The organism is Mycolicibacterium sp. ND9-15 (genome assembly GCF_035918395.1).
In the GTDB taxonomy this organism is placed as follows: domain Bacteria; phylum Actinomycetota; class Actinomycetes; order Mycobacteriales; family Mycobacteriaceae; genus Mycobacterium.
In genome coordinates, this window is the sequence record NZ_CP142362.1 from 2,947,338 (window position 1) to 2,972,737 (window position 25,400).

Consider the following 25,400-nt stretch of genomic DNA (forward strand, 5'->3'; position numbering starts at 1 on the left):
ATGTCAGACGGTGAGGCCAAGCGCAGCCATGTGAGGATCGCCGCGGCGATCCTGGCCGCGATCCTGCTGGCCGCGACCGTGTTCACCTACCTGGCGTACACCGCGGCCTTCACTCCGGTAGACACCGTCAGCGTGACTTCTCCGCGCGCGGGTCTGGTCATGGAACGAGACGCCAAGGTCAAATACCGGGGGGTCCAGGTCGGCAAGGTCAAGTCGATCGAATACGCCGGGAACGAAGCCAAACTGACACTGGCCATCAACCGTGGCGAAATGCGCTACATCCCGTCCAACGCCGGTGTGCGCATCGGCAGCACAACGGTTTTCGGTGCCAAGTCCGTCGAGTTCCTTCCGCCCGCCGAGCCGTCGGGACGGCCGCTGAAGCCCGGCGCCACTGTTGCCGCCAAGGATGTGCAGTTGGAGGTCAACACGCTGTTCCAGACGTTGTCCGACGTGCTCGACAAGATCGACCCGGTCAACCTGAACGCCACCCTCAGCGCGTTGGGAGAAGGTCTGCGCGGCAACGGCGACGATCTGGGGGCCACGCTGGCAGGTCTGAACTACTATCTGCAGCAACTCAATCCGAAGCTGCCGACCCTGCAGGAGGATCTGCGCAAGACCGCCGTGGTGGCCGACATCTACGGCGACGCCGGACCCGACCTGGCGCGCATCCTCGACAATGCCCCCGCGATCAGCGACACGATCGTCGACGAGAAGGACAACCTCAACGCGACGCTGTTGGCTGCGATCGGGCTCGCCGACAACGGTACCGCCACCCTCGAACCGGCCGAGGACGACTACATCGCTGCGATCCAACGGCTGCGGGCGCCGCTGAAGGTGGCCGGCGAGTATTCACCGGAGTTCGGCTGCCTGCTGAAGGGCACCGCGCTGGCGGTCGACCGGTTCGCCCCGGTCATCGGAGGCATCCGCCCCGGTCTGTTCGTCGCGTCGAACTTCTTGCCCGGCTCACCGGGTTACACGTATCCCGAGAGCCTGCCCATCGTCAACGCCACCGGCGGTCCGAATTGCCGTGGCCTGCCGGATGTTCCGAGCAAGCAGTTCGGCGGATCGTGGTATCGCACCCCGTTCCTGGTCACCGACAACGCGTATGTCCCGTACGAGCCGAATACGGAGCTGCAGTTCGACGCGCCATCGACTCTGCAGTGGCTGTTCAACGGGGCGTTCGCAGAACGGGACGACTTCTAATGCGGGTCGACAAGACGTTGGTCAACGTCAGCATCTTCACCGTGGTCATGGTGTTGGTGGCTGCGGGGCTGGTCGTGGTGTTCGGCGAGTTCCGGTTCACCGCGGAGAAGGGGTATCACGCGACCTTCACCGACGCCTCCCGGTTGAAGGCGGGCCAGGACGTGCGGATCGCCGGCGTGCCGGTCGGCACCGTGGGCGACGTGAAGCTCAACCCCGACAACACGGTCGACGTCGCCTTCGACGTCGACGACCGCTACCAGCTCTACACCTCGACGCGCGCGGTGGTGCGGTACGAGAACCTGGTGGGGGACCGGTACCTGGAGATCACCTCGGGCCCGGGCGACCTGCGGAAGCTACCGCCGGGCAGCACGATCCCGAAGGAGAACACGGCGCCGGCGCTCGATCTCGACGCGCTACTCGGCGGCCTGAAGCCGGTGCTCAAGGGCCTCGACGGCCAGAAGGTCAACGAGGTCAGCAACGCGGTCATCGAGTTGTTGCAGGGCCAGGGCGGTGCGCTGTCGAATCTGTTGTCCACCACCAGCGCATTCACCCAGAACCTCGCGGCCAGGGACCAGCTCATCGGCGATGTCATCAGCCACCTCAACACCGTGCTCGGCGCCGTCGACGAGAAGGGCGCGCAGTTCGACGCCAGCGTCGACCAACTGCAGAAGCTCATCACGGGCCTGGCCGAGGGACGCGATCCGATCGCCGGCGCCATCGGTCCGCTCGCATCGGCGGAGAACGACCTCACCGACATGCTGCAGAAGTCCCGCAGGCCGGTGCAGGGTGTCATCGAGAACGCGCGGCCCCTGGCGCAGCGGCTGGACGAGCGCAAGGCCGACGTCAACAAGGTGATCGAGCCGCTGGCCGAAAACTATCTGCGGCTCAACGCTCTTGGCGCCTACGGTTCGTTCTTCAACATCTTCTACTGCTCGACGCGACTGAAGATCAACGGTCCGGCGGGCAGCGACATCCTGATCCCGCTGGGTGGTCCGCCGGACCCGTCAAAGGGGAGGTGTGCGCCGAATGTCGAGTAGACCCGATGATTCGAATCCGTTGCGCACCGGCATCTTCGGCATCTTCCTGGTGGTGTGCCTGGTGCTGGTGTCGTTCGGCTACAGCACCCTGCCGTTCTTCCCGCAGGGCAAGCCCTACGAGGCGTACTTCACCGACGCGGGTGGCATCACGCCCGGCAGCGGCGTCAACGTGTCGGGAATCAGTGTCGGCAAGGTCACCGGCGTCGAATTGGCCGGAGACACCGCGAAGGTGACGTTCACCGTCGACCGCGACGTCAAGATCGGCGATCAGTCCATGGTCGCGATCAAGACCGACACGGTCCTCGGCGAGAAGTCGCTGGCGGTGACACCGCGAGGCGGCGGCGAATCGACGGTCATCCCGCTGGGCCGCACCACGACCCCGTATACGTTGAACACGGCGCTGCAGGACCTGGGCGAGAACGCCAGCGAGCTGGACAAGCCCCGGTTCGAGCAGGCGCTTGCGACGCTGACCGACTCGCTGCGGGAGGCCACACCGCAGCTTCGCGGTGCGCTGGACGGGGTGGCGAATTTGTCGCGCAGCCTCAACAAGCGGGACGAGGCGCTCAAACAACTGCTGGGACATGCCAAGCGGGTCTCCGACACCCTGGCGCAACGCGCCGGCCAGGTGAATCAGCTGATCGTCGACGGCAACCTCCTGTTCGCCGCCCTCGACGAGCGGCGCCAGGCGCTGAGCAATCTCATCGCGGGTATCGACGACGTGTCACAACAGATTTCCGGTTTCGTCGCCGACAATCGCCGCGAGTTCAAGCCCGCGCTGGAGAAGCTGAACCTGGTGATGGACAACCTTCTCGAGCGTCGCGAACACATCAGCGAGGCGCTCGAACGGCTGCCGCCCTACGCCACCGCACTGGGCGAGGTGGTCGGGTCGGGTCCCGGCTTCCAGATCAACCTCTACGGTTTGCCGCCGGCACCGATCGCCGAGGTGCTCCTCGACGTCTACTTCCAGCCCGGCAAGCTGCCGGACAGCCTCGCCGACATGCTGCGCGGGTACATCTCCGAGCGCCTGATCATTAGGCCGAAGTCGCCATGACGCAGACCACTTCGACCCTGACCCGCAGCCGGTGGCTGCGGCCGACGCTGGCCGCTGTGCTGGTGGTCACGCTGGCCGTGGGCGTGTACCTGGTGTGGCCGACGCGGGTCGGCAACAAGCTGACCGCCTACTTCACCTCCGCGGTGGGGCTCTACCCGGGAGACGACGTCCGCATCGTCGGAGTGCCGGTCGGGACGATCGACTCGATCGAACCGCGAGCCGGCGACGTGAAGGTCACCATGACGCTGGACCACGGCGTACAGGTGCCTGCCGACGCGAAGGCGCTCGTGATCGCGCCGAACCTGGTGGCCGCCAGGTTCGTTCAGCTCACGCCTGCCTACACCGGGGGCACGGCGATGGCCGACGGCGCAGAGATCGGCCTGGACCGCACCGCGGTGCCGGTCGAGTGGGACGAGGTCAAAGAGCAGCTCACCCAGTTGAGCGCACAACTCGGACCGAAGCCGGGGTCGGTGGAGGGGCCGCTGGCCGCGGTCGTGAACCAGGCCGCGGACACTTTCGACGGCAACGGTGACTCGTTCCGCCAAGCGCTGCGCGAACTTTCGCAGACCGCGGGCCGGCTTGGCGACTCGCGCACCGATCTCTTCGGCACCATCCGCAACCTGCAGGTGTTGATCAACGCGCTGTCGAACAGCAACGAGCAGATCGTGCAGTTCTCCAACCACGTCGCCTCGGTATCGCAAGTGCTGGCGGACAGTTCGGCCGATCTCGACAACACGCTGGGCACGCTCAACCAGGCGCTGGCCGACGTCCGGGGATTCCTCAACGAGAGCAACGGGGCGCTGATCGAGCAGGTGAACAAGCTCACCGACTTCACCAGCATCCTGACCGAGCGCAGCGACGACATCGAGCAGATCCTGCACATCACGCCCAACGGCCTGTCCAACTTCTACAACATCTACAACCCGGCCCAGGGCACCGTGGGTGGCCTGCTGACGCTGCCGAACTTCGCCAACCCGGTGCAGTTCATCTGCGGCGGCGCGTTCGAGGCGGCCCCGACCCCGGAGAACTTCAAGCGAACCGAGATCTGCCGCCAGCGCATGGGCCCGGTCTTCAAGCGCATCGCGATGAACTTCCCACCCGTGCTGTTCCACCCGATCAACAGCATCACCGCGTACAAGGGACAGGTCATCTACGACACCCCGGAAACGGAGGCGAAGGCCAGGACGCCGGTGCCGTACCTGCAATGGCAACCGGCGCCGGGCGTGAACCCGCCGCAGGTTTCGGCGGACATGGATCTGAGCTCGCTGCTTGTGCCGCCCGCGCCGGAGGGGACCTCGCACGCCGGCGGTCCCAACGCCGACGCGCCGGCGCCCGCACCCGAGCCCGTGCCCCTGCCGGCCGACGGGGGTGGCTCATGATCCGCAAGGTGCTCGCGATCCCGTCGCTGGCCGTGCTGTTGGCGGGCTGCTCGTTCGGCGGGCTGAACTCGCTCAACATGCCCGGTACCGCCGGACACGGCGCCGGTTCGTACAAGATCACCGTGGAATTGCCCGATGTGTCGACGCTCCCGCAGAACTCGCCGGTGATGGTCGATGACGTCACCGTGGGGAGTGTTTCGGGAATCGAGGCGGTGCAACGCGACGACGGTACGTTCTACGCCGCGGTTCAGCTGTCGCTGGACGGCAACGTCAACCTGCCGGAGAACGCCACCGCGAAGGTGGCCCAAACCTCTCTGCTCGGCTCGCAGCACATCGAACTGTCCTCACCCGCCGACGGCCCGGGCGTCGGAGAGCTGACGAACGGCTCGCACATCCCGCTCGACCGCACCGGTCGCTATCCGACCACCGAAGAGGTCCTGGCCTCGCTCGGTGTCGTGGTCAACAAGGGCAATCTCGGTGCGCTGCAGGACATCACCGACGAGACCTACAACGCGATCGCGGGGCGGCAGGGCCAGTTCAAAGACCTGGTTCCCCGGCTTGCCGAGCTGACTGGTTCGCTGGACCGGCAGACGAACGACATCATCGCGGCGATGGAGGGTCTGGACCGGTTCGCCGGCATCCTCGCCCGCAGCAAAGACAGCCTCGGCCGCACACTGGACAGCCTGCCCGAGGCGCTGAAGGTGCTCAACGACAACCGCGCCAACATCGTCGACGCGTTCACCGCGCTGCGCAGCTTCGCGACGGTCGCATCGCGCATCCTGGAGCAGACCAAGGACGACTTCGCGGCCGACTTCAAGGACCTCTACCCGGTGATCAAGGCGTTCAACGACAATGCCGATTACTTCATCAAGGACCTGGAACTGTTGCCGACGTTCCCCTTCCACTACAAGTACTTGCGCAATGCGGTCCGTGGTGACTACCTGAACGTGTACACCACTTTCGACCTGACCTTGCGCCGCACCGGTGAGTCGGTCTTCACCACCTCGTGGGGCCTCGATCCCAACATGAAGCGGATGCACGAGGTGATCACCCCGCCGGACTTCATGACGGGCTCGCTGGCGAATCTGTCCGGGCAGGCCGCCGACCCGTTCAAGATCCCGCCGGGCACGGCGACCCAGCACGGGGAGGGCCCCTAGATGCTGTCCCGCCTCACCCGTTTCCAGCTGTCGATCTTCGCGATCGTCACCGTGCTGACCGTCGGCGCGATCTCGATCTTCTACCTGCAGTTGCCCGCCGCCGTCGGTATCGGCACCTACCGCGTGACCGCGAATTTCGTTGCGGGCGGCGGGCTGTACGAGAACGCCAACGTGACGTACCGGGGGGTGACGATCGGCCGCGTCGAGTCGGTCGGGCTCACCGACGACAGTGTCATCGCCAAGATGCGCCTCAACAGCGGCACGCCGGTACCTGCGAACGTCACCGCGACGGTCAAGAGCGTGTCCGCGGTCGGCGAGCAGTACATCGACCTGGTGCCGCCCGAAGACGCGTCGAGCGCCAAGCTGCGCGACGGGTCCAACATCGGGGTGGATCGCACCGCGATCGGCCAGGACATCGCGGGCCTGCTGCAGGAGGCCCAGAATCTCGTCACCAGCGTCGACAACAGCCGGCTCGAGGACCTGCTGCGGGAAACCTTCAAGGCGTTCAACGGATCCGGACCCGAACTGGCGCGGATGATCCAGTCGGCGCGGTTGCTCGTCGACGAGGCCAACGCCAACTACGGGCAGGTGAACCAACTCATCGACCAGGCGGGTCCGTTCCTGGACGCGCAGATCCGCAGCGGCGACGACATCCGCTCGCTGGCCGACGGGTTGGCCCGCTTCACCACCGAGGTGGCCAACGCCGACCCGCAGTTGCGCTCGACGCTGCAGACCGTTCCCGGCGCGACGGCCGAGGCCAACGAGTTGTTCAGCGGCATCCGGCCGTCGTTCCCGGTGCTGGCGGCCAACCTCGCGAACTTCGGGCGGATCGGCGTCATCTACCGCAAGTCGCTCGAGCACTCGCTCGTGGTGTTCCCCGCGTTGATGGCGGCCCTGCTGACCGTCGGCGGCGGCCTGCCCGCCGACGAGGGCGGCAAGCTGGACTTCAAGATCGACCTGCAGGACCCGCCGCCGTGCCTGACCGGGTTCGTCCCGCCCAGCGAGATGCGCTCGCCCGCCGACGAGTCGCTGCGTGAGCTGCCAAAGGACCTGTACTGCAAGACGCCGCAGAACGACCCTGCCGTGGTGCGGGGTGCGCGCAACTATCCGTGTCAGGAGTTCCCGGGCAAGCGCGCTCCGACCGTGCAGCTGTGCCGGGACCCCCGCGGGTACGTCCCGATCGGCAACAACCCGTGGCGGGGTCCGCCGGTGCCACTCGGCACGCCGATGGACGTGATGGAGGACGATACCCCTGAAGACGGCCGGAACATCCTGCCGCCGAACAAGTTCCCGTACATCCCGCCGCAGGTGGACCCGGATCCCGGCCCGCCGGTGGTGCAGTTGCCGCCCGGTATCCCGCCGGGCCCCGGCCCCGCTCCGCACGCACCGTTCCCGTTGCCGGTGCCCCCGAACCAGGTCCAGCAGACCCTGCCCCCGGCGTGGCCCTTCTTCAGCCCTCCGGATCACGTGGTGCCGCCCTACGGCCGGACGCCACCCCCGCCGCCGGCGGGCCCCGCGCCGCCACCACCCGCTGGCGGTGCGCCGCTGCCCGCGGAGGCTCCGCCGATGGCGTCCGGGCCAGGGGCCGGCCCGCGCATCGCCACCTACGACCAGAACGGCAAGTTCGTCGACCCCGAGGGCGGAACTGGCGTCATCGCGGCCGGTACTGACAAACTGGCGCCTGCAGAGAACTGGGTTGATCTGATGCTGGCTCCAAGGCAGGCGTAATGACGGAAGACGTGGCTTCGACGGACACCATGCCGAGGGGGCGTCGACGCGCGTCGCGTGCGGCCGGTCCGGCGGCCGGTGGCGCGACGGCGACGGCTGTCCGGGTCGAAACGCCCAGACCGGTCACGGTCCGGCTGGCCAGGCCGGCGGCGCCGCCGCGCAGGCAGCCGAACCGGAAGCTGGTCGCGGCCTTGTTCTTGGCCGCCGCCGTCGTCGCGACAGCGGTGATGGCGGGGCTGACCGCGCTGATGGTCACCCAACAGCGGGACGCGCAGGCGGCCCAGTCGCGCGAGCAGCGTTTCGTCGACACGGCATCGCAGCTGGTGGTGAACATGTTCAGCTACGACCAGGACACCATCGACGCCAGCGTCGACCGGTTCGTCAACAACACCAGCGGACCGCTGCGCGCGATGATGACTGAAGGCAACAACACCGAGAACCTCAAGCTGCTGTTCCGCGACACCAACGCCAGCGCGGAAGCCGTGATCAACGGCGCGGCGCTGGAAAAGGTCGACGAGGTCGCGAACAACGCGGCGGTGCTGGTGTCGGCACGGGTCACGGTGACGGACCTGGACGGCAACAACCAACCGTCGCAACCGTATCGGTTGCGGGTCATCGTGCACGAGGACGACAACGGTCACATGACGGCGTACGACCTCAAGTACCCCGATGGCGGGAACTGATGTTGCGTCGTCTCGTCGCTGCATTGTCGGTGCTTTTGGCAGCAGCCTTCGTCGCGTTGGCCGGTGTCGGCGGTGGGCTGTACTGGGATCGCGTCGAGCAGCGCGGCGAACAGGCCGCGCGCGCGGAGCTCGGGCCGTTGGCCGAGCAACAGATTCCCAAGGTCTTCGGCTACGACTATCAGACCGTCGAACGCACGCTCAACGAGGTCTATCCGATGCTGACCCCGAGCTATCGCCAGGAGTTCCGCGACCGCGCCGACAGAGACATCATCCCGCAGGCGCGGGAGCGCCAGTTGGTCAGCCAAGCGCACGTGGTCGGGGTGGGTGTGCTGACCGCACATCGCGAATCAGCCTCGGTGATGGTGTATCTCAACCGCACGGTCACCGACAAGTCCAAGGAGCCGATATACGACGGCAGCCGCTTGCGTGTCGACTATCAGAAGGTCGACGACAAGTGGCTGATCCAGTACATCACTCCGATTTAGCCGAAGCCGGTTCCTCGCCGGTGAACTCCGGCGAGGTGAGCGCCTCGAGGAAAGCCCGCGCCCAGCGGTCGACGTCGTGCGCCAGCACCTGCCGGCGCAGCGCCCGCATCCGCCGCCTGCCCTCGTCCGGCGACTGGTTCAGCGCGGCCTCGATGGCGTCCTTGACACCCTCGAGGTGATGCGGGTTGGCGAGGTAGGCCTGGCGTAATTCCGCTGCGGCGCCGGTGAACTCGCTGAGCACCAGTGCGCCGCCCAAGTCACTGCGGCACGCGACGTACTCCTTGGCGACGAGGTTCATCCCGTCGCGCAACGGGGTCACCAGCATGACGTCTGCCGCGACGAAGAACGCGATCAACTCCTCGCGCGGCACCGGTCGGTGCAGGTAGTGCACGATGGGATGGCCTACCTCGCCGTACTCGCCGTTGATATGGCCGACTTGGCGTTCGATGTCCTGGCGCATCTCGATGTAGCTCTCGACCCGCTCCCGACTCGGTGTCGCAAGCTGGACGAACACAGTGTCCTCGCGGTTGACCCGGCCCTCCGCGAGCAGTTCGGTGAATGCCCTGAGCCGGACGTCGATGCCCTTCGTGTAGTCCAGCCGGTCGACACCCAGCAGGATCTTGCGGGGATGGCCCAGTTCGTCGCGAATCTCCTTGGCGCGCTGTCGAATCGACCGGGAGCGCGCCTGCTGGTCGAGAGCCGTCGAGTCGATGGAGATCGGAAAGGCGCCGACCTTCACGGTGCGGAAGCCGACATCGATCTCACCGAACCGCGAGCGGACGCCGATCGTCGCACGGGAGGTGTTGGCGCCCACCAGCCGTCGCGCCAGGATGAGGAAGTTCTGCGCACCGCCAGGCAGGTGGAAGCCGACGAGGTCTGCGCCGAGCAAGCCTTCGATGATCTCGGTGCGCCATGGCATCTGCATGAACAACTCGACCGGCGGGAACGGGATGTGCAGGAAGAAGCCGATGGTCAGGTCCGGGCGCAGCGTGCGCAACATCTTGGGAACCAACTGCAGCTGGTAATCCTGGACCCAGACGGTCGCGTCCTGTGCGGCGTGCTTCGCGGTGGTTTCCGCGAACCGCCGGTTCACCTCGACGTAGGTGTCCCACCACTCGCGGTGGTAGATCGGCTTGACGATCACGTCGTGGTAGAGCGGCCACAGCGTCGCGTTGGAGAAGCCTTCGTAGTACTCGGCGACGTCATCGGCGGACAGCTTGACCGGGCAGAGCGTCATGTCGTCCTGCTGGATCGGCTCATCGTCGGCGTCGGGTAAACCGGGCCAACCGATCCACGCGCCCCGCCGACGGCGCAGCAGCGGTTCCAGAGCCGTCACCAACCCGCCGGGACTTCTCTTCCAGGTGGTGCTGCCGTCGGGCAGGCGCTCCATGTCGATCGGCAGCCGGTTGGCCACCACCACGAACTCGGCGTTACCGGAGCCGGCCCGCGGACCGCCCCCCGGACTCACTTACGCCTCGAGCTTCGACGGCCCAATGCCGAGCATCGACAGAAACACCCGGCATTCCTCGGCGTCTTTCGCGTACGCGGCGACCACGCGCCGCGCCTGGCGGGCAGTGCTGTCGGCGAGCGGTTCGACGTCGCCGAGCTCGGCGGGATCTGATTTGGCAGGCATACGTCAACTGTAGGCGAAAGCGCCACCGGTTCGGGCCGTCAACGCCGCTGTCTAGGGACTGTGACTGAAAACGGGGGCCGGAGGCGGCGCCACCGTCTGGGCCTGGGCCTCCTCGGCCAGACCGATGCAGCCACCCTGGTTGTGGCCGATGCAGGGCAGGCCCATGACCTCCGGTACGTCGGGGTTGCCGGGCTGCGTGGTGAACGTCGCCCCGGCGTTCGGCACGGTATGGGGGACGCAGACGCCGGTGAACTGGTCGGGCTCTTCGCCACCGGGGCAGCTCTGCGCCAGCGGCGTCACCGGGGCGGTCGGCGCTGCGAACACAGCGACCGCCGGCGCCGCGGCGATCGCAACCGCAAAGCCACCGGCAAGAACCAGTCGTGGTGCAGAGAACTTCAAGGTCGCCATCGTCGCGCTTTCTGTTGTGATCAACCGTGCCGTCGGCACGATTCTATGGAAGCCGGCGGCCTTCTGCACAGCTTCACAAATTCCCCGCCAGCACGGTTACGGGCTGGCGCTGATGGAGGAACGCGGTTGCGCGGCGGGGCCCACCGCGGCTTCGTCCTCAGCCAAACCCATACAACCTCCGGCATTGTGCCCGATGCAGGGGATACCTTGGATTTCGGGAACGTCCGGGTTGGCCGCGGTGGTCTGGAACAACGGCGGCGAAACCGGCACCAAGAACGGCACGCACGTCATCGTGAACTGGTCGTTCTCCTCGCCCCCCTGACAGCCCTGAGCCATTGCCGCACTCGGCTCGTAAGCCGAATACAGACCGAGTACGGGTCCAGCCGCGGCCGCCGCGATGAATGCGGCGGTGAGCACCAGTCGCCGAAGCGAGAACGAAGAATTCGACATTCCGCGATTCTAAGAGCCGGTCCGTCGGTCGTGCACTATCCGTGTGCCTTTCGACGGTCGGCGGGCCGCTATGGGCTCGAGCTGACCGACGTGTGCGGCTGCCCCAGCGGGCCCAGGCGGCTGACGGCGCGCCGGTCGGTGGGCGGGGCACCGTAATGTGCAGTGGGTCGAACAACAAAGCGAGGTGGTCCGCGATGGCGAACCCTGATCTGACGAGCGCCGACGCCGCAGGCGATGCGGCGCAACAGGTGACATACGAAACCTTGGACGACGGCCAGATCGCCCGCATCTGGCTGAACCGGCCCGAAGCGCAGAACGCTCAGTCCCGCACGCTTTTGGTGCAGTTGGACGAGGCGTTCGGTCGCGCGGAGGCCGATGACCGTGTGCGGGTGGTGATCCTGGCCGCGCGCGGAAAGAACTTCTCGGCCGGACACGATCTCGGGTCGGAAGAAGCGATGTTGGAACGCAAACCGGGCCCCGCGCAACATCCGACGTTCCGATCACACGGCGCCACCGTGCCGGCGATCGCCGAGCGAACGTATCTACAGGAGTGGCACTTCTTCTTCGAGAACACTCGTCGGTGGCGGGACCTGCGCAAGATCACCATCGCCCAGGTGCAGGGCAACGCGATCTCGGCGGGCTTGATGCTGATCTGGGCGTGCGACCTGATCGTTGCCGCCGAGGATGCGAAGTTCAGTGACGTGGTGGGGGTGCGAATGGGCATGCCGGGTGTGGAGTATTACGCGCACCCATGGGAATTCGGTGCGCGGAAAGCCAAAGAGCTTCTGTTGACCGGTGATTCGATCGATGCCGATGAGGCCTACCGCCTCGGCATGGTGTCGAAGATCTTCCCGCGCGACGAACTCGAGGACAAGACGCTCGAGTTCGCCCGCCGAATTGCCGAGCGTCCGACGATGGCGGCGCTGCTCGTGAAGGATTCGGTGAACGCGGCTGCGGACGCGATGGGCTTCACCGAGGCGCTGCGGCACGCGTTCCACATCCATGAACTCGGGCATGCGCATTGGGCGGCCCACAACGAGAACCGCTACCCGGTCGGACTGCCGCCGAATGTGCCGGACTGGCGGACGCTCGGCGCACCGAAGCCCGCTCGCCGCGACGAGCCGTGACGTATAACTAGAACCTGTTCTAGCGGATGACGAAGGGATCTGCGGTGGAGTTGTCCTTGACGGATCGGACGGTACTGGTCACCGGCGGCGGCAGCGGGATCGGCAAGGGCGTTGCGGCCGCGGTGGTGGCTGCCGGCGGTGCCGCGATGCTCGTCGGCCGCAACGCCGACAAGCTCTCCAACGCCGCCGACGAGATCAAGGCGCGGGGCGGATCCGGTTCGGTGCGCTACGAGCCCGCCGACGTGACGAACGAGGACGAGGTGGCCCGCGTCGTCGCGGCGACCACGGCGTGGACCGGCCGGCTGTACGGCGTCGTGCATTGTGCCGGCGGGAGCGAGACGATCGGTCCCATCACACAGATCGACTCAGAGCTGTGGCGACGCACGGTCGACCTCAACATCAACGGCACCATGTACGTGCTCAAGCACTCGGCGCGCGAGATGGTGCGTGGTGGCGGCGGTTCGTTCGTCGGCATCTCGTCGATCGCGGCGAGCAACACCCATCGCTGGTTCGGCGCCTACGGCGTGTCCAAGGCCGGCATCGACCACATGATGCAGTTGGCCGCCGACGAACTCGGCGCCTCCTGGGTGCGGGTGAACTGCATCCGACCCGGCCTCATCCGCACCGAACTCGTCGCGCCGGTGCTCGAATCGCCTGAGTTGAGCGGAGATTACGCGGCGTGCACGCCGTTGCCCCGGCCTGGTGAGGTCGAGGACATCGCGAACGCATCGCTGTTCCTGCTCAGCGATGCGGCCAGTTTCATCACCGGCCAGGTCATCAACGTCGACGGCGGACAGCTGGTGCGCCGCGGACCGGACTATTCGTCGATGCTCGAACCTGTCTTCGGCGCGGAAGGGTTGCGGGGAGTCGTCTCGAATTAGCTGTGACGATCCCGGAAACGGCGATGACGTGACTCGTCGACGCACGTGCACGGGGCTGACCAACCAGCGCGAATAGGAAACGATCAGCGCGCGGGATAGATACGCTCATGCAATGCCGGAAACGGCGTACGCAAAGTGCGGCGATCTCAGCCTGGCGTATCAGGTGTTCGGCGACGGGCCGATCGAACTCGTCGTCGCCGGCTCGTTCGCCAGCCACATCGAGCTGTACTGGACCATGCCCGAATTCGCGGCCTTCTTCGAGCGGCTTTCCACGTTCTGTCGCGTCCTTCTCTTCGACAAGTCCGGGGCGGGGCTTTCGGATCCGGTGCCGAGAGTTCCCACGCTGGACGATCGGGCAGCCGAGATCGAGGGCGTCATGGACGCCGTCGGCTTCGAAAGAGCGGTGCTTTTCGGGGCGAGCGAGGGTGGCCCGGCCTCCATCCTCTTCGCGGCCACTCGACCGCAGCGAACACGGGCGTTGATCCTCACCGGTACCTTCGCGTACGCCTTCATCGACGGCTGGGATGACTTGGACCTCGAGCCGGCCGAGGTGCGGGCGCGCCTGGTGCGCGAGTTGGGTAACGACTACGCACCCTCGGTGAAGCAGCTCGTCCGTTGGCAGGCTTGGTGCCGCGCCGCCCTCTCGGCGTGGGGCAGCGGCGAGGCCGCAAAGGCTCTGCTGCCGTCGGTCCGGTCGATCCGCCTTCTTGCAATGGCCGAGCGCATGAGCGCGAGCCCGGGGATGGCGCGGGCGACATTCGAAGCGATGTTCCGGATCGATGTGCGGCCCATCCTGCCGGCGATCAGCGCGCCCACCCTAGTGATCCATTCCCGCGACGAAATTGTTCCTCTCCAGTGCGGCCGGTACCTCGCCGACCACATCCCCGGTGCGCGAATGCTCGAAGTCGAGGGCAGCGACCACGCGCCCTGGCTCGCCGATCCCGACCGGGTCTTGACCGAGGTCGAGGAGTTCCTCACCGGCAGCCATGCCGCGCCCTCTCTGTCGCGTCGCGCTCTGCGTACCGTGCTGTTCACCGACATGGTCGCCTCCACGCGACACGCCGCGGCGACCGGAGACGAGCGATGGCGTGCGGTGTTGCACCGGTTCGACGAGATCACCGCGGAACTCACGCAACGATTCGGCGGCACGGTGGTGGAGTGCACGGGCGACGGCCACCTCATCACGTTCGAGGGCCCGACGCAGGCGATCCGATGCGCCGAGGCCTTGCGCGCTGACGCCGAGACATTGGGTATCCATATTCGTGCCGGTATTCACACCGGCGAGTGCGAATTGCGGGGCAACCGCATCGGCGGGATTGCCGTACACATCGCGGCGCGGATCGTCGGCCACGCCGGCGCGGGCGAAATCCTGATCTCCAGTACAGTCCGTGACCTCGTGGTCGGCTCGGGCGCGGGCTTCGAGGAGCGCGGCAGCGTCGAGTTGCGCGGCGTGCCGGGCACCTGGCAACTCCTGGCGGTCGATCGCCATGGGCCGCGGGCGGGAACGGCTGAGGCGCAACTGGTGTCCACGCCCACCCCCGGCGCTCGAACCGCGATGCGCCGGTCGGATCGCGCGGTGGCGGTGATGGCGAAGCGGACACCGTGGCTCCTGCGTGGGATGGCCCGCCTCGCGCCGAACAGCCGCGGCAACTCAACTCCGATGCGCTGACCCGCAGCCCGGTTAACGCCCTTAACCGTGTGAAACCATTGCTTCAACCGCGGATGTCACCATGGATCGGCCGGTGAAGGTGCGGAGGATCTCCGGCGATGGGGGTTCGGGCCGCGACGCAGTGGATACGGTACGACCAACGCTCGGCATCTAATACGGTCAGGTATTACGGTCAAGCCTGTGGCGGAAACGGCGTACGCAAAGTGCGGCGATCTCAGCCTGGCGTATCAGGTGTTCGGCGACGGGCCGATCGAACTCGTCGTCGTCATGCCGTTCGTCAGCCACATCGAGTTGGCCTGGACCCTTCCCGAATTCAAGGCGTTCGTCGAGCAACTCGCCACGTTCTGTCGCGTAGCGCTGTTCGACAAGGCCGGAGTCGGCCTGTCGGACCCGGTGCCGAAAGTTCGCACACTGGAGGATCGAGCGGCCGAAATCGAGGCTGTCATGGACGCCGTGGGTTTCACACAGGCCGTCGTCTCCGGTCTGAGCGACGGTGGACCGGCATGCATGATGTTCGCGGCGACACGACCGGAACGGGTACGGGCGCTGATCCTCTGCGCCACATACGCGTTCAACCCCGGCGAGTGGGACGACATCGATCGCGACCCGTCCGAGTTGCGGGCGCGCTACCTCGCCCAGGTGGGCGAGGACTACACGCCGTCGATCGAACAGCTCGCCCGCTGGTTGGAAGCCTGCCGCGCCATTCGCTGGGGGTGGGGCAGCGGTGTGGCAGCCAGTATCAGCGCGCCGTCGGTCCGGTCGATCCGCCAGCTCGCAATGCTGGAGCGGATGAGCGCGAGCCCGGGAATGGCGCGGGCGTCCTTCGAAGCCGCGTTTCTGACCGACGTACGCCCGATACTGCCAACGGTCACCGTGCCGACCCTGGTCATCCATTCCCGCGACGACCCGGCGGTCCCAGTGCAGGGCGGCCGGTACCTCGCCGACCACATTCCTGGCGCCCACTACCTGGAGGTCGGCGGGGTGGATCACGCCCCGTTCTTGACCGAGCCCGACAAGATCCTGACCGGGATCGAGAAGTTCCTCACCGGTAGCCAGGCCGCGCCTGCGCAGTCGCATCGCGCCCTGCGCACGGTGTTGTTCACCGACATCGTCGCGTCGACGCAACACGCCGCGGCGACTGGGGACGAGCGATGGCGCGCGGTGCTGCACCGCTTCGGTGAGATCACCACCGAGCTCACCGAACGTTTCGCCGGCACGGTGGTCAAGAGCACCGGCGATGGCCACCTCGCCACGTTCGACGGTCCGACACAGGCCATCCGCTGCGCCGAGACGCTGCGCGCTGACGCCGAGACGCTGGGTATCGAGATCCGCGCCGGCATCCACACCGGCGAGTGCGAGCTCCTCGACAACGACATCGGTGGGCTCGCCGTTCACATCGCGGCGCGGATCCTCGGCCAGGCCGGCGTCGGTGAAATTCTCGTCTCCCGCACCGTGCGCGACCTGGTCGTCGGCTCTGGCACGGGCTTCCAGGCCCGCGGCTGTGTCGAACTGCGGGGCGTGCCCGGCACATGGGAACTCCTGGCGGTCGACCGCCACGGTCCGCGGGCGGGATCACCCGAGGCCGAACTGGCATCAATGCCCACTCCTGACCGTCTGACCGCGATGCGCCGCTCGGACCACGTTGTGGAGGCAGTGGCCAGGCGCGCACCGTGGCTCCTGCGCGGGGTGGCCCGTCTCGCCCCCGCGGCCGCCGTGCGCCGATGAGCGCAAAGGCGTTGAGCCACAACGGGGCTGCGTGGACCGGCCTCTCAAGCAGAGACGTCCTCACAGGCCTGCCGTGACGTTTTGGCAAACAGCCGACCAGACCCTTCTGGGACGGCGGTAACGTCAGGCTCGTGGTCACCTTGGATCGGCTGGTCAACGTGCTGGGGAGCTACGGCGTGCGCCTGCGCTTCTGTCCGATCCCGCGCTCCAGGGAGCTGGGCAGCGTGGTGATGCACGAGATCGCCGGCACTCGCACCGTCACCGGTGACGTGCTGTTGGCGATCGGGGCGCGAACGGTCAACGAGGCGTTGCGGTGGGCGGTCGCCGCGCGTGCGGTGGTGGTGCTACTTCGCGACGGTGACGACGACACCACTTTCGCCGGGATGGTCGAGGGCGTCGCGGTGATGGTCGTCGATCAGACGCTGTCCTGGAGCGAGCTCGCAGCTATCGTCTACGGATTGGTGCTGGAGGGCCGCGAAACGGAATCCGGCCGCGGCCCAACCGATTTGTTCGCACTCGCCGACAGCCTTGCCGAAACGACGGGCGGCGCGGTGATCATCGAGGACCCGCTGTCGCGCGTGCTCGCCTACTCGACGATGCAGGAGAACGAAGACCCGGCGCGGGTCGCGACGATCATGAGCAGGCAGGCGCCCGAGTGGTTGCGGCAATTCTTCGATTCGCAAGGCGTGTTCACCCACCTCGCGTCCTCCGATGAACCGCTGTTCTTGGCGCCGGATTCCGAACAGGGGCTGTCCGGTCGCATGGTTGTCGCGGTGCGGGCCGGGCGGGAACGCCTGGGGTCGGTGTGGGTGTCCTGTCCGAAGCCGTTGGTGGAACCCGAACGCACGGCGCTGGCGCGCGGTGCCCGCACGGTGGCGCTGCATCTGTTGCGGTCCCGTGCCAGCGCGGACCTGGAGCGCCAGGTCGAATCCGAGTTGGTGCTTCGGCTACTGGACGGCACCGCCGACGCCGCGGCCTCGGCCAGCAGACTCGGCCTGTTGCAGGGGCCGATGCGCGTCATCGCCGTGCACGCGTCCATCGGAGCCGAGCGGGATGCGGCGTTGCTTCTGGCATTCGAGCGGGCGACGGCCGGCTTCGGATGGTCGCGTCCGGGCCGGAGTGCGCTGGCGGGCAACACGATCTACACCCTGTTGCCCGGCGAGGAGGCTGCGGCCGCCCGCAAGTGGGTCGCAGGCTTGCGGGCGGCACTGCCCGAGCGGGTCACCCTGCCGGCCGGCATCAGCAAGGCGGCCACCGCTGTCGAGCTGCCCGCGGCGCGACAGGAAGCCGACGAGTGCCTGGCGCTGCACGAGGTCAGGTCGCCGACCGCAGAACCGCCCGCCTACGACGAGTCCTGGGACGAGATCCTGCTGCAGCGTCTCCGCACCGCTGCGCGCTCGGGGCGTAGCCCGGACCGGGGACCGGTTGCCGAACTGCGCCGCCACGACGAAGAGCACGCCACCGAGTACATCACCACGCTGAGGGCGTGGCTGGAGGCGTTGGGGGACCCCGCCCGGGCGGGCCATCACCTGGGCGTCCACGAGAACACCGTGCGGTACCGCCTGCGCAAGATGGGTGAGATCACCGAACTTCCGCTGGACGACGCGCGCAAGCGGGTAGCCATGATGATCGAACTCGCCGCGATCGACGAGCCTCGTTGACGGGCGGCCATCCGGGCAGGTCAGGTCTTTGTCGGATCGCCACAACGGCGCGGCGGCGGATTGTCCCGGCGCGGCAACTGGAAAAGTAGGCTCGCCCCACACCATGGGATCAACGAGTGGATTTTTCTGAAGCGTTGGAGGTATTCCCATGGTCGGCGAGCGGTTTGACGGTGGACCGCGGTCTGCGATCGTGGTTGGCGCCGGGATCGTCGGCTTGTCCACGGCGTGGTTCCTGCAGGAGCGCGGTGTCGACGTCACCGTCGTGGACCGAAGCGGTGTGGCCGCTGGGGCCTCATGGGGTAACGCCGGTTGGGTTTCGCCGGCGCTGACGGTCCCGCTGAACTCGCCGAAGACGCTGCGCTACGCGATGCGCTCGCTGCGCGACCGCAATTCCCCGGTACAGATCCCATGGACCGTCGACAGCGCCCTGTGGCTGTTCTTGATCCAGTTCGCCGCCAACTGCCGGTCGTCGGTGTGGAACCGCGCGGTGGAGGCGAGCGTCCCGCTCAACGAAGAATGCATCGAGGCGTTCGACGTCCTCATCGCGAACGGGGTCGACGCACCGGTCACCGACGCGCCGATCACCGCGATCTTTCGGAGCACCGAGGACGCCGAGAGGATGATGCGTGAACTGCGTGCCCTCGAGCGTGCCGGACAGGACCTGTTCGTCACCGGGTTGTCCGGCGAGGCGCTGCGGGAGCAGGTGCCGCTGGCGTCGCCGGCGATCACCGCCGGAATCAACATCAACGGCCAACGGTTCGTCGACCCCGGTCGATTCGTGCAGGCCATGGGCCGAGCCGTCGAGGAGCGTGGGGCGACCGTCTTGACGCACGATGTGCGCGGTGTGTTCAGTTCCGGTGACCGCGTGGTGGTGCAGCCCCACAGCGGCAAACACTTGACAGCGGACGCCGCGGTGATCGCCACCGGCGCGTGGATGTCGCGGCTGACGGGCAACCGGTTGCGCGTCCCGGTGGAGTCCGGGCGTGGTTACTCCTTCACCGTGCCGGTGGACCGCCCCATCCCCGGCCCCATCTATCTGCCGGACGCACGAGTCGCTTGTACGCCGTACCACGGCGCCCTGCGCGTCGCGGGCACGATGGAGCTCTGCGACCCACACGAACCGGTGACCGCTGAACGGGTGGGTGCGATGGTGGCCTCGGCGAGCCCACTGCTGGACGGAGTTCGGTGGGCCGAGCGCAGCGACGTCTGGGCGGGTCCGCGGCCGATCACCCCCGATGGCCGGCCCCTGATCGGTGAGATGTCGCGAAACGTCTACGTCGCAGGCGGGCACGGCATGTGGGGCTTGGCGCACGGTCCGGTGACCGGTCGACTCCTGGCTGAGCAGATCACCACCGGCAAACAGCCCGAAGCACTGCAGCCCTTCGATCCGTTACGGCGCGCGATCGCGTAGACCGCGCCCCAAGGCGATCGAATCCGGCGCGGGCATCGCCCTCGCGGGCGTCGCGAGTCGTCAGGGGCGGCGCTTTCTCAGCCCGAGGCCCGCCCCTGACGGCAACCCGCTTTCCACGAGAGGACCCACATGACGAACACAGAACGCGGCTGGATGACCCGGCGTGCCTACATCCGCCTGTCAGCCGAGTCGGCGGCCCTGCGGACTCGACGCCGATCAGAAGTGCCCGACGATGACGTGGGACGGGACGGCACCCGTATCGGCGCCCGCCCGAATCCCACCTCGATTTCACGAAAGGACCGAAAATGACCAGTGCGCAACGTATCTGGTTGTCGCCGACCGCTTACGACCGGCTGCAACAAGAACTCGTAACCCTCAATGAACTCTGCGCGAACGCCGTCGCCGACGAAGACGCGGATGCGAACGCGACCGCCGTCAAACGCGCCCGGCAAACGCGAATCCGGCAGATCCACGAGATACTCATCAACGCCGTCGTCGGCGAGGATCCACCGGACGACGGCATCGCCGAACCGGGCATGGTCGTCACGGTCCGCTATGACGACACCGCTGAGATCGAGACCTTCCTGCTCGGCGTGCGCAGCGCCGAGCACGGGGATATGGAGGTCTACTCCACCGAGTCGCCGTTGGGCGCCGCGATCCTCGGGGCGCGCCCCGGCGAGCAGCGCACCTTCAAGCTTCCCAGCGGGGCCGACCTCTCCGTGACGATGCTGACCGCGGTGCCCTACGGCATGCACAGCGATGACGACGCTCCCGTGACCGCCGGCTAAGGCACACCAACGGCAATCGCGGTTCGCAAAAGGACTTTCGGCTCGCTTCCGGGCTACCTAGGATGGAGTGAGACGAGTCCGGCCCCGAAGGGAGGGTTTTGACCGCAGAAGTGACCTCGGTTCCGAAGCTGGAGGTACGTCGCCCCTTCCCGGCCCGGGTGGGCCCGCGGGGCACGATGGTCTACCGGCTCATCACGACCACCGATCACAAGCTGATCGGCATCATGTACGTCGTCACCTGCTTCGTCTTCTTCTTCATCGGCGGGCTCATGGCGCTGTTCATGCGCGGCGAACTCGTGACGCCGGGGCTGCAGTTCCTGTCCAACGAGCAGTACAACCAGTTGTTCACCATGCACGGCACGGTGATGCTGCTGTTCTACGCCACCCCGGTCGTGTTCGGGTTCGCCAACCTGGTGCTGCCGCTGCAGATCGGTGCGCCCGACGTGGCGTTTCCGCGGCTGAACGCATTCTCGTACTGGCTGTTTCTCTTCGGTGGGCTCATCGCGATCTCCGGCTTCATCACTCCCGGTGGTGCGGCGGACTTCGGCTGGACGGCGTACGCGCCGCTCAGCAACGCCATCCACTCCCCGGGCGCCGGCGGTGACCTGTGGATCCTGGGTCTGGCGGTCGCCGGTCTGGGCACCATCCTGGGCGGGGTCAACATGATCACCACCGTGGTGTGCATGCGCGCACCCGGGATGACGATGTTCCGGATGCCGATCTTCACCTGGAACATCCTCATCACGTCCATCTTGGTGCTGATGGTCTTCCCGCTACTGACCGCCGCGCTGATGGGTTTGGCTGCCGATCGCCACTTGGGAGCCCACATCTACGACCCGGCCAACGGCGGACCGATCCTGTATCAGCACCTGTTCTGGTTCTTCGGCCATCCCGAGGTGTACATCGTTGCGCTGCCGTTCTTCGGCATCGTCACGGAGATCTTCCCGGTGTTCTCCCGCAAGCCCGTTTTCGGTTACACCACGCTGGTGTACGCCACCATGAGCATCGCGGCGCTGTCGATGGCGGTGTGGGCGCACCACATGTTCGCCACCGGCGCCGTGCTGCTGCCGTTCTTCTCCTTCATGAGCTACCTGATCGCAGTGCCCACCGGCATCAAGTTCTTCAACTGGATCGGCACGATGTGGAAGGGCCAGTTGACGTTCGAGACGCCGATGCTGTTCGCGGTCGGCTTCATGGTGACGTTCCTGCTGGGTGGCTTGTCGGGGGTGATACTGGCCAGCCCGCCACTGGACTTCCACGTCACCGACACCTACTTCCTCGTCGCGCACTTCCACTACGTGTTGTTCGGCACGATCGTGTTCGCCACTTTCGCCGGCATCTACTTCTGGTTTCCCAAGATGACGGGCCGCCTGCTCGACGAGCGCTTGGGCAAGCTGCACTTCTGGCTCACCCTGATCGGGTTCCACACCACCTTTCTGGTACAGCACTGGCTCGGTAACGAGGGCATGCCGCGCCGCTACGCCGACTACCTGCCCTCCGACGGGTTCACCACGCTCAACGTCGTCTCCACCATCGGATCGTTCGTTCTCGGCATCTCGATGATCGTGTTCGCCTGGAATGTGATGAAGAGCTGGCGCTACGGCGAGCCGGTGACCGTCGACGATCCGTGGGGTTACGGCAACTCGCTGGAGTGGGCGACCTCGTGCCCGCCGCCGCGGCACAACTTCACCGAGCTGCCCCGGATCCGTTCGGAGCGGCCGGCATTCGAGCTGCACTACCCGCACATGGTCGACCGCATGCGCGCCGAATCACACATCGGCAGGCACGCCACCGCGGGCGAGTCGCCGGGCGGCTTCGGCCCGCGCACCGAGCCCGACCGCAGCTGAGCGCCGGGACCCCGGTTCTTCATCGCTCACGGGGTCGCCGCATGGAGCGCGCATGCGTGACCTGAGATTCAGCCGGAGAACGACGCGACGATGGCGTCCATTGGCGAACGCCACGTGACGCCGAGATCCCCGATCGTCGCCGAGTCGTCGGTGGGGGTCGCGGCGGTGAGAAGCAGTGCCGCTTCGTAGCTCAGGCCGTCGCCCAGGTTCACCACACCGGAAAACGCCTCGCCCGCCCAACTGATGCCGCGGAACAGGCCCTGGCTCAGCGGGATGCGTCGGAACCGACGGTTCGCCCCGCGTTCCAGGGCGGTGATCATCTCCTCGAACGAGACCAGGATGCCCCCGCAGACGTAGCGCCGGGGTCCGCGCCCCGACGTCATCAGCGCCGCGTGCACGTCGGCGACGTCTCGCACGTCGACCATCTGCATCCCGCCGCGCAACCGGGGTGCGACGCCGGCTCGCACCAGTGGTGCCCACCCCCGCTCGGTGACCCCTGCTGCCGTGTGGAAGGCCGGACCGACCACGCTCGACGGATAGGTGACGACGACGGGCGCGCCCTGCTCCTGCAGTCGGCGAGCGGCACGGTCCGCATAGGCCTTGGTCCGCGCGTACGGGCTTCGACCCGTCGCGGTCGGCGAGTCCGGCCCGATTACGCCGTTGGGCGGCGGGAACAACGCGCTGTAGCTGCTGACCGACACGATCGGGTCGAGGCCGGCCGCTGCGGCGCGCGTCAGTACCGACTCGGTGGCGTAGGCGTTGACTTCCCACATCAGCGTGCTGCGGCGCTTGTCGGTACCGACCACGCCCGCGGCGTGCAGTACCGCGTCGCAGCCGTCGAGAAGCGCATCGACCGTTTCGGTGAGCCGGATGTCGCCAATCATCGTCTCGATGTCGCCGAACTCGGCGAACCGCTGCAGCACCGGTGCGTCCTGCGCCTCGGGCGCCACCAGCAGGCGGATCCGATGACCGCGTTCGAGCAGCACGCGCACACAGTGGCCGCCGAGGTAACCCGTCCCGCCCGTGACAGCGATCAACATCGGGCTAGGTCATCTCGGCAGCACGATGTACGGCGTTCACAATCCCCTGGTATCCAGTGCATCGGCAGAAGTTACCCGATAGCCCTTCGCGGATCTCCTCGTCGGTCGGCTTGGGGTTGTCGCGCAGCAGTGCGGTGATGGAGGTGACGAAGCCAGGAGTGCAGAATCCGCACTGCAGACCATGGCAGTCACGCAAAGCGGCCTGCACCGGCGACAGTTCACCGTCCGGACCTCCGATGCCCTCGACGGTGGTGACCTCCATACCCTCTGCCTGCACCGCGAATATCAGGCATGCGCGCACCGCGGCGCCGTCGAGCAGCACCGTGCACGCACCGCAGGCGCCGTGCTCGCAGCCGAGGTGGGTTCCGGTCAGGCCGCACTTCTCGCGCAGGAAGTCCGCAAGCGTGAGGCGCGGTTCCACGCTCGCGGCGAAGGTGCGCCCGTTGACCGTCATTTCGACAGGCATCTCATGCATCGGTTGCCTCCGTGATGGCGCAAGACCAGGCGCGAGCGACCATCGTCGCCCCCAACTTGGCTCGATAGGTGGCCGACCCCTGCAGATCGGACGGGATGTCGTCGAGGCCCTCGAGTGCGAGCCTGCCGATCTCCTCGGCGCTGATCTCGCCGACCGGTCGACCGGTGAGCGACTCTTCGGCGTGGCTGCCGCGCAGCGGCGTCGAGCCGAGGCCCAACAGCCCGATGCCGCAACGGGTTACCCGGTCGTCATCGTCGAGTTCGACCGCCACGGCCGCGCCGGCGATCGCGAAATCGCCGTGGCGGCGGGCGAATTCCTCCAGCGCGAAGCCGGAGCGTCCGCCCCAGATTGGGAAGTGCACCGCAGTCAGCATCTCGCCGGGCCGCAACGAGGTCTCCCACAGCCCGGTGAAGAAGTCTGTGGCGGCGATCTGCCGGGATCCCGTCGCCGACGCGACGTCCATCTGCGCGTCGAGGGCCAACGCCACGGCCGCATACTCCGCCGCAGGGTCGGCATGGGCGATGGCGCCGCCGAGCGTTCCCCGGGCGCGGATCTGGAAGTGGCCGATGTGCGGGGTGGCGAGGGTCAGCAGCGGAACCGACTCCGCCACCTCGTCATCCATCCCGACGAATGCGTGCGGGGTGCCTGCGGCGACGCGTACCGCGTCACCGACCGGGTCGATCCCGCGAAGCTCGTCGATCCGCGAGATGTCGACGAGGTTCTCGAAGTACGTCAGCCGCATCGCGAGCATCGGGACCAGACTCTGGCCGCCCGCAAGTAGTTTCGCGTCATCGCCGAATTCGGCGAGCATGTCCACCGCCTCCTTGACCGACTCCGGGCGGTGGTAGGTGAACGGCGCGGCTTTCATGACAACAGTCGAACCAACGCGGCCTGCAGGTCCTCGGCCGGCACCGCGGCGGGCGCCGTTCTGCGGCGACGGCCGATCAGGAACCCGACGGCCAATCCGGCGGCGAAACCGGCTGCAACCGGCGCGACCCGCTTGGCCAGTGGCAGCGCGACGACTTTCAGCATGTCGATGGAGTCGCCCGCATCGGCCTGTGCGACGGCCGTGGCCGCCTCCGCGGTCGGTGCAGTGGTCGGTGCCGAGGCGCCGTCACCGAGCACGCTGGCCTCCAGCGACTTGGCGAACTGGCCGATCAGGTTGGCCGCCACATCGGCGAGCACGCCGCGACCGAACTGAGCGGCCTTGCCCGAGATCGTCAGATCGGTATTGATGACCACCCTGGTCGCGTCGCCTTCGTCCTTCAGTTGAGCGGTGACGACGGCCGTGGCGTTGCCGTTCCCCCGTGTCTCCTTGCCCTCGGCCTTGAGCACGACGCGCTGTGCGGCGGCATCCTTTTCCTGAAACGAGGCGATTCCCTTGTAGGACACGGTGATCGGACCGACCTTGACCTTCACCGCGCCGGTGAAGTCGTCACCGTCCACGGACAGCAGCGTCGCGCCGGGCAGACACGGCGCCACCCGTTCGACGTCGGTCAGCACCTCCCACGTCTTGTCGGCGGGCACCGCAACGCGGAACTCGTTGTTCAACTCCATCTTTG

24 protein-coding genes are annotated in these 25,400 nt (G+C 67.1%); 16 read left to right on the top strand and 8 right to left on the bottom strand.

Going from position 1 to position 25,400, the window contains the following annotated elements; translation table 11 throughout:
• From QGN32_RS14410 to QGN32_RS14445, 8 genes are read left to right on the top strand one after another with little or no spacing between them, the layout of a single operon-like run.
• Entirely contained in the window at positions 1-1,203 is a 1,203-nt protein-coding gene (locus QGN32_RS14410) for an MCE family protein (protein WP_326545052.1), read from the top strand.
• On the top strand, positions 1,203-2,240 hold the full coding sequence (locus tag QGN32_RS14415; RefSeq protein ID WP_326545053.1) for an MCE family protein: 1,038 nt from the start codon (positions 1,203-1,205) through the stop codon (positions 2,238-2,240). Before QGN32_RS14410 ends, QGN32_RS14415 begins: the two co-directional genes overlap by 1 nt.
• The gene (locus QGN32_RS14420) at positions 2,230-3,291 is read left to right on the top strand and encodes a virulence factor Mce family protein (protein WP_326545054.1); all 1,062 of its coding nucleotides are present in this window, start codon (positions 2,230-2,232) and stop codon (positions 3,289-3,291) included. The genes QGN32_RS14415 and QGN32_RS14420 overlap by 11 nt, the downstream gene beginning before the upstream one ends.
• Positions 3,288-4,670, top strand: coding sequence for an MCE family protein (locus tag QGN32_RS14425; RefSeq protein ID WP_326545055.1), 1,383 nt, complete (start codon positions 3,288-3,290; stop codon positions 4,668-4,670). Before QGN32_RS14420 ends, QGN32_RS14425 begins: the two co-directional genes overlap by 4 nt.
• Complete coding sequence (locus QGN32_RS14430) at positions 4,667-5,827, top strand: MCE family protein (protein WP_326545056.1); 1,161 nt, start codon at positions 4,667-4,669, stop codon at positions 5,825-5,827. Before QGN32_RS14425 ends, QGN32_RS14430 begins: the two co-directional genes overlap by 4 nt.
• Entirely contained in the window at positions 5,828-7,555 is a 1,728-nt protein-coding gene (locus QGN32_RS14435; RefSeq protein WP_326545057.1) for a virulence factor Mce family protein, read from the top strand.
• Entirely contained in the window at positions 7,555-8,238 is a 684-nt protein-coding gene (locus QGN32_RS14440; protein ID WP_326545058.1) for an Rv1363c family protein, read from the top strand. Before QGN32_RS14435 ends, QGN32_RS14440 begins: the two co-directional genes overlap by 1 nt.
• The gene (locus QGN32_RS14445) at positions 8,238-8,723 is read left to right on the top strand and encodes a mammalian cell entry protein (RefSeq protein ID WP_326545059.1); all 486 of its coding nucleotides are present in this window, start codon (positions 8,238-8,240) and stop codon (positions 8,721-8,723) included. Before QGN32_RS14440 ends, QGN32_RS14445 begins: the two co-directional genes overlap by 1 nt.
• On the opposite strand, the gene QGN32_RS14450 is transcribed toward QGN32_RS14445, so the two are convergent.
• The 4 genes from QGN32_RS14450 to QGN32_RS14465 all read right to left on the bottom strand — a co-directional run bounded on the left by QGN32_RS14450 (position 8,710) and on the right by QGN32_RS14465 (position 11,214).
• A complete protein-coding gene (locus tag QGN32_RS14450) occupies positions 8,710-10,191 on the bottom strand; it encodes an alpha,alpha-trehalose-phosphate synthase (UDP-forming) (protein WP_326545060.1) in 1,482 nt (493 codons plus the stop codon). The two genes, QGN32_RS14445 and QGN32_RS14450, sit on opposite strands and share 14 nt — an antisense overlap.
• A complete protein-coding gene (locus tag QGN32_RS14455; RefSeq protein ID WP_156431547.1) occupies positions 10,192-10,356 on the bottom strand; it encodes a hypothetical protein in 165 nt (54 codons plus the stop codon).
• Between the two features lie 51 nt (positions 10,357-10,407).
• On the bottom strand, positions 10,408-10,764 hold the full coding sequence (locus tag QGN32_RS14460; RefSeq protein WP_326545061.1) for a hypothetical protein: 357 nt from the start codon (positions 10,762-10,764) through the stop codon (positions 10,408-10,410).
• Between the two features lie 96 nt (positions 10,765-10,860).
• Entirely contained in the window at positions 10,861-11,214 is a 354-nt protein-coding gene (locus QGN32_RS14465) for a hypothetical protein (RefSeq protein WP_326545062.1), read from the bottom strand.
• Between the two features lie 194 nt (positions 11,215-11,408).
• On the opposite strand from QGN32_RS14465, the gene QGN32_RS14470 reads away from it, so the two are divergent.
• The 8 genes from QGN32_RS14470 (at position 11,409) to ctaD (ending at position 22,323) form a co-directional block, all read left to right on the top strand.
• A complete protein-coding gene (locus QGN32_RS14470) occupies positions 11,409-12,341 on the top strand; it encodes an enoyl-CoA hydratase (protein WP_326545063.1) in 933 nt (310 codons plus the stop codon).
• A gap of 44 nt (positions 12,342-12,385) precedes the next feature.
• Positions 12,386-13,222, top strand: a complete 837-nt coding sequence (locus QGN32_RS14475) for an SDR family oxidoreductase (RefSeq protein WP_326549077.1) — start codon at positions 12,386-12,388, stop codon at positions 13,220-13,222.
• 112 nt (positions 13,223-13,334) lie between these two features.
• Entirely contained in the window at positions 13,335-14,891 is a 1,557-nt protein-coding gene (locus QGN32_RS14480) for an adenylate/guanylate cyclase domain-containing protein (RefSeq protein WP_326545064.1), read from the top strand.
• 180 nt (positions 14,892-15,071) lie between these two features.
• Complete coding sequence (locus QGN32_RS14485) at positions 15,072-16,616, top strand: adenylate/guanylate cyclase domain-containing protein (protein ID WP_326545065.1); 1,545 nt, start codon at positions 15,072-15,074, stop codon at positions 16,614-16,616.
• Between the two features lie 131 nt (positions 16,617-16,747).
• Positions 16,748-18,277, top strand: coding sequence for a PucR family transcriptional regulator (locus QGN32_RS14490; RefSeq protein WP_326545066.1), 1,530 nt, complete (start codon positions 16,748-16,750; stop codon positions 18,275-18,277).
• A 148-nt stretch (positions 18,278-18,425) separates the two neighbouring features.
• The gene (locus QGN32_RS14495; RefSeq protein ID WP_326545067.1) at positions 18,426-19,688 is read left to right on the top strand and encodes an NAD(P)/FAD-dependent oxidoreductase; all 1,263 of its coding nucleotides are present in this window, start codon (positions 18,426-18,428) and stop codon (positions 19,686-19,688) included.
• A 305-nt stretch (positions 19,689-19,993) separates the two neighbouring features.
• Positions 19,994-20,476 (top strand): GreA/GreB family elongation factor, encoded by a 483-nt coding sequence (locus QGN32_RS14500; protein ID WP_326545068.1) that lies wholly within the window; start codon positions 19,994-19,996, stop codon positions 20,474-20,476.
• Positions 20,477-20,574: 98 nt separating this feature from the next.
• Positions 20,575-22,323 carry an aa3-type cytochrome oxidase subunit I gene (ctaD, locus tag QGN32_RS14505; RefSeq protein ID WP_326545069.1) on the top strand — a complete coding sequence of 583 codons (1,749 nt, stop codon included), beginning with the start codon at positions 20,575-20,577 and terminating at the stop codon, positions 22,321-22,323.
• Between the two features lie 68 nt (positions 22,324-22,391).
• Here ctaD and QGN32_RS14510 read toward each other — a convergent pair whose 3' ends face one another.
• The 4 genes from QGN32_RS14510 to QGN32_RS14525 are packed head-to-tail and all read right to left on the bottom strand — an operon-like array spanning position 22,392 to position 25,395.
• Entirely contained in the window at positions 22,392-23,363 is a 972-nt protein-coding gene (locus QGN32_RS14510) for an NAD-dependent epimerase/dehydratase family protein (RefSeq protein WP_326545070.1), read from the bottom strand.
• A gap of 4 nt (positions 23,364-23,367) precedes the next feature.
• Entirely contained in the window at positions 23,368-23,838 is a 471-nt protein-coding gene (locus QGN32_RS14515) for a (2Fe-2S)-binding protein (protein WP_326545071.1), read from the bottom strand.
• The gene (locus tag QGN32_RS14520) at positions 23,831-24,706 is read right to left on the bottom strand and encodes an FAD binding domain-containing protein (RefSeq protein ID WP_326545072.1); all 876 of its coding nucleotides are present in this window, start codon (positions 24,704-24,706) and stop codon (positions 23,831-23,833) included. The genes QGN32_RS14515 and QGN32_RS14520 overlap by 8 nt, the downstream gene beginning before the upstream one ends.
• Positions 24,703-25,395 (bottom strand): SRPBCC family protein, encoded by a 693-nt coding sequence (locus QGN32_RS14525; protein WP_326545073.1) that lies wholly within the window; start codon positions 25,393-25,395, stop codon positions 24,703-24,705. Before QGN32_RS14525 ends, QGN32_RS14520 begins: the two co-directional genes overlap by 4 nt.
• Between the last annotated feature and the right edge of the window lie 5 nt (positions 25,396-25,400).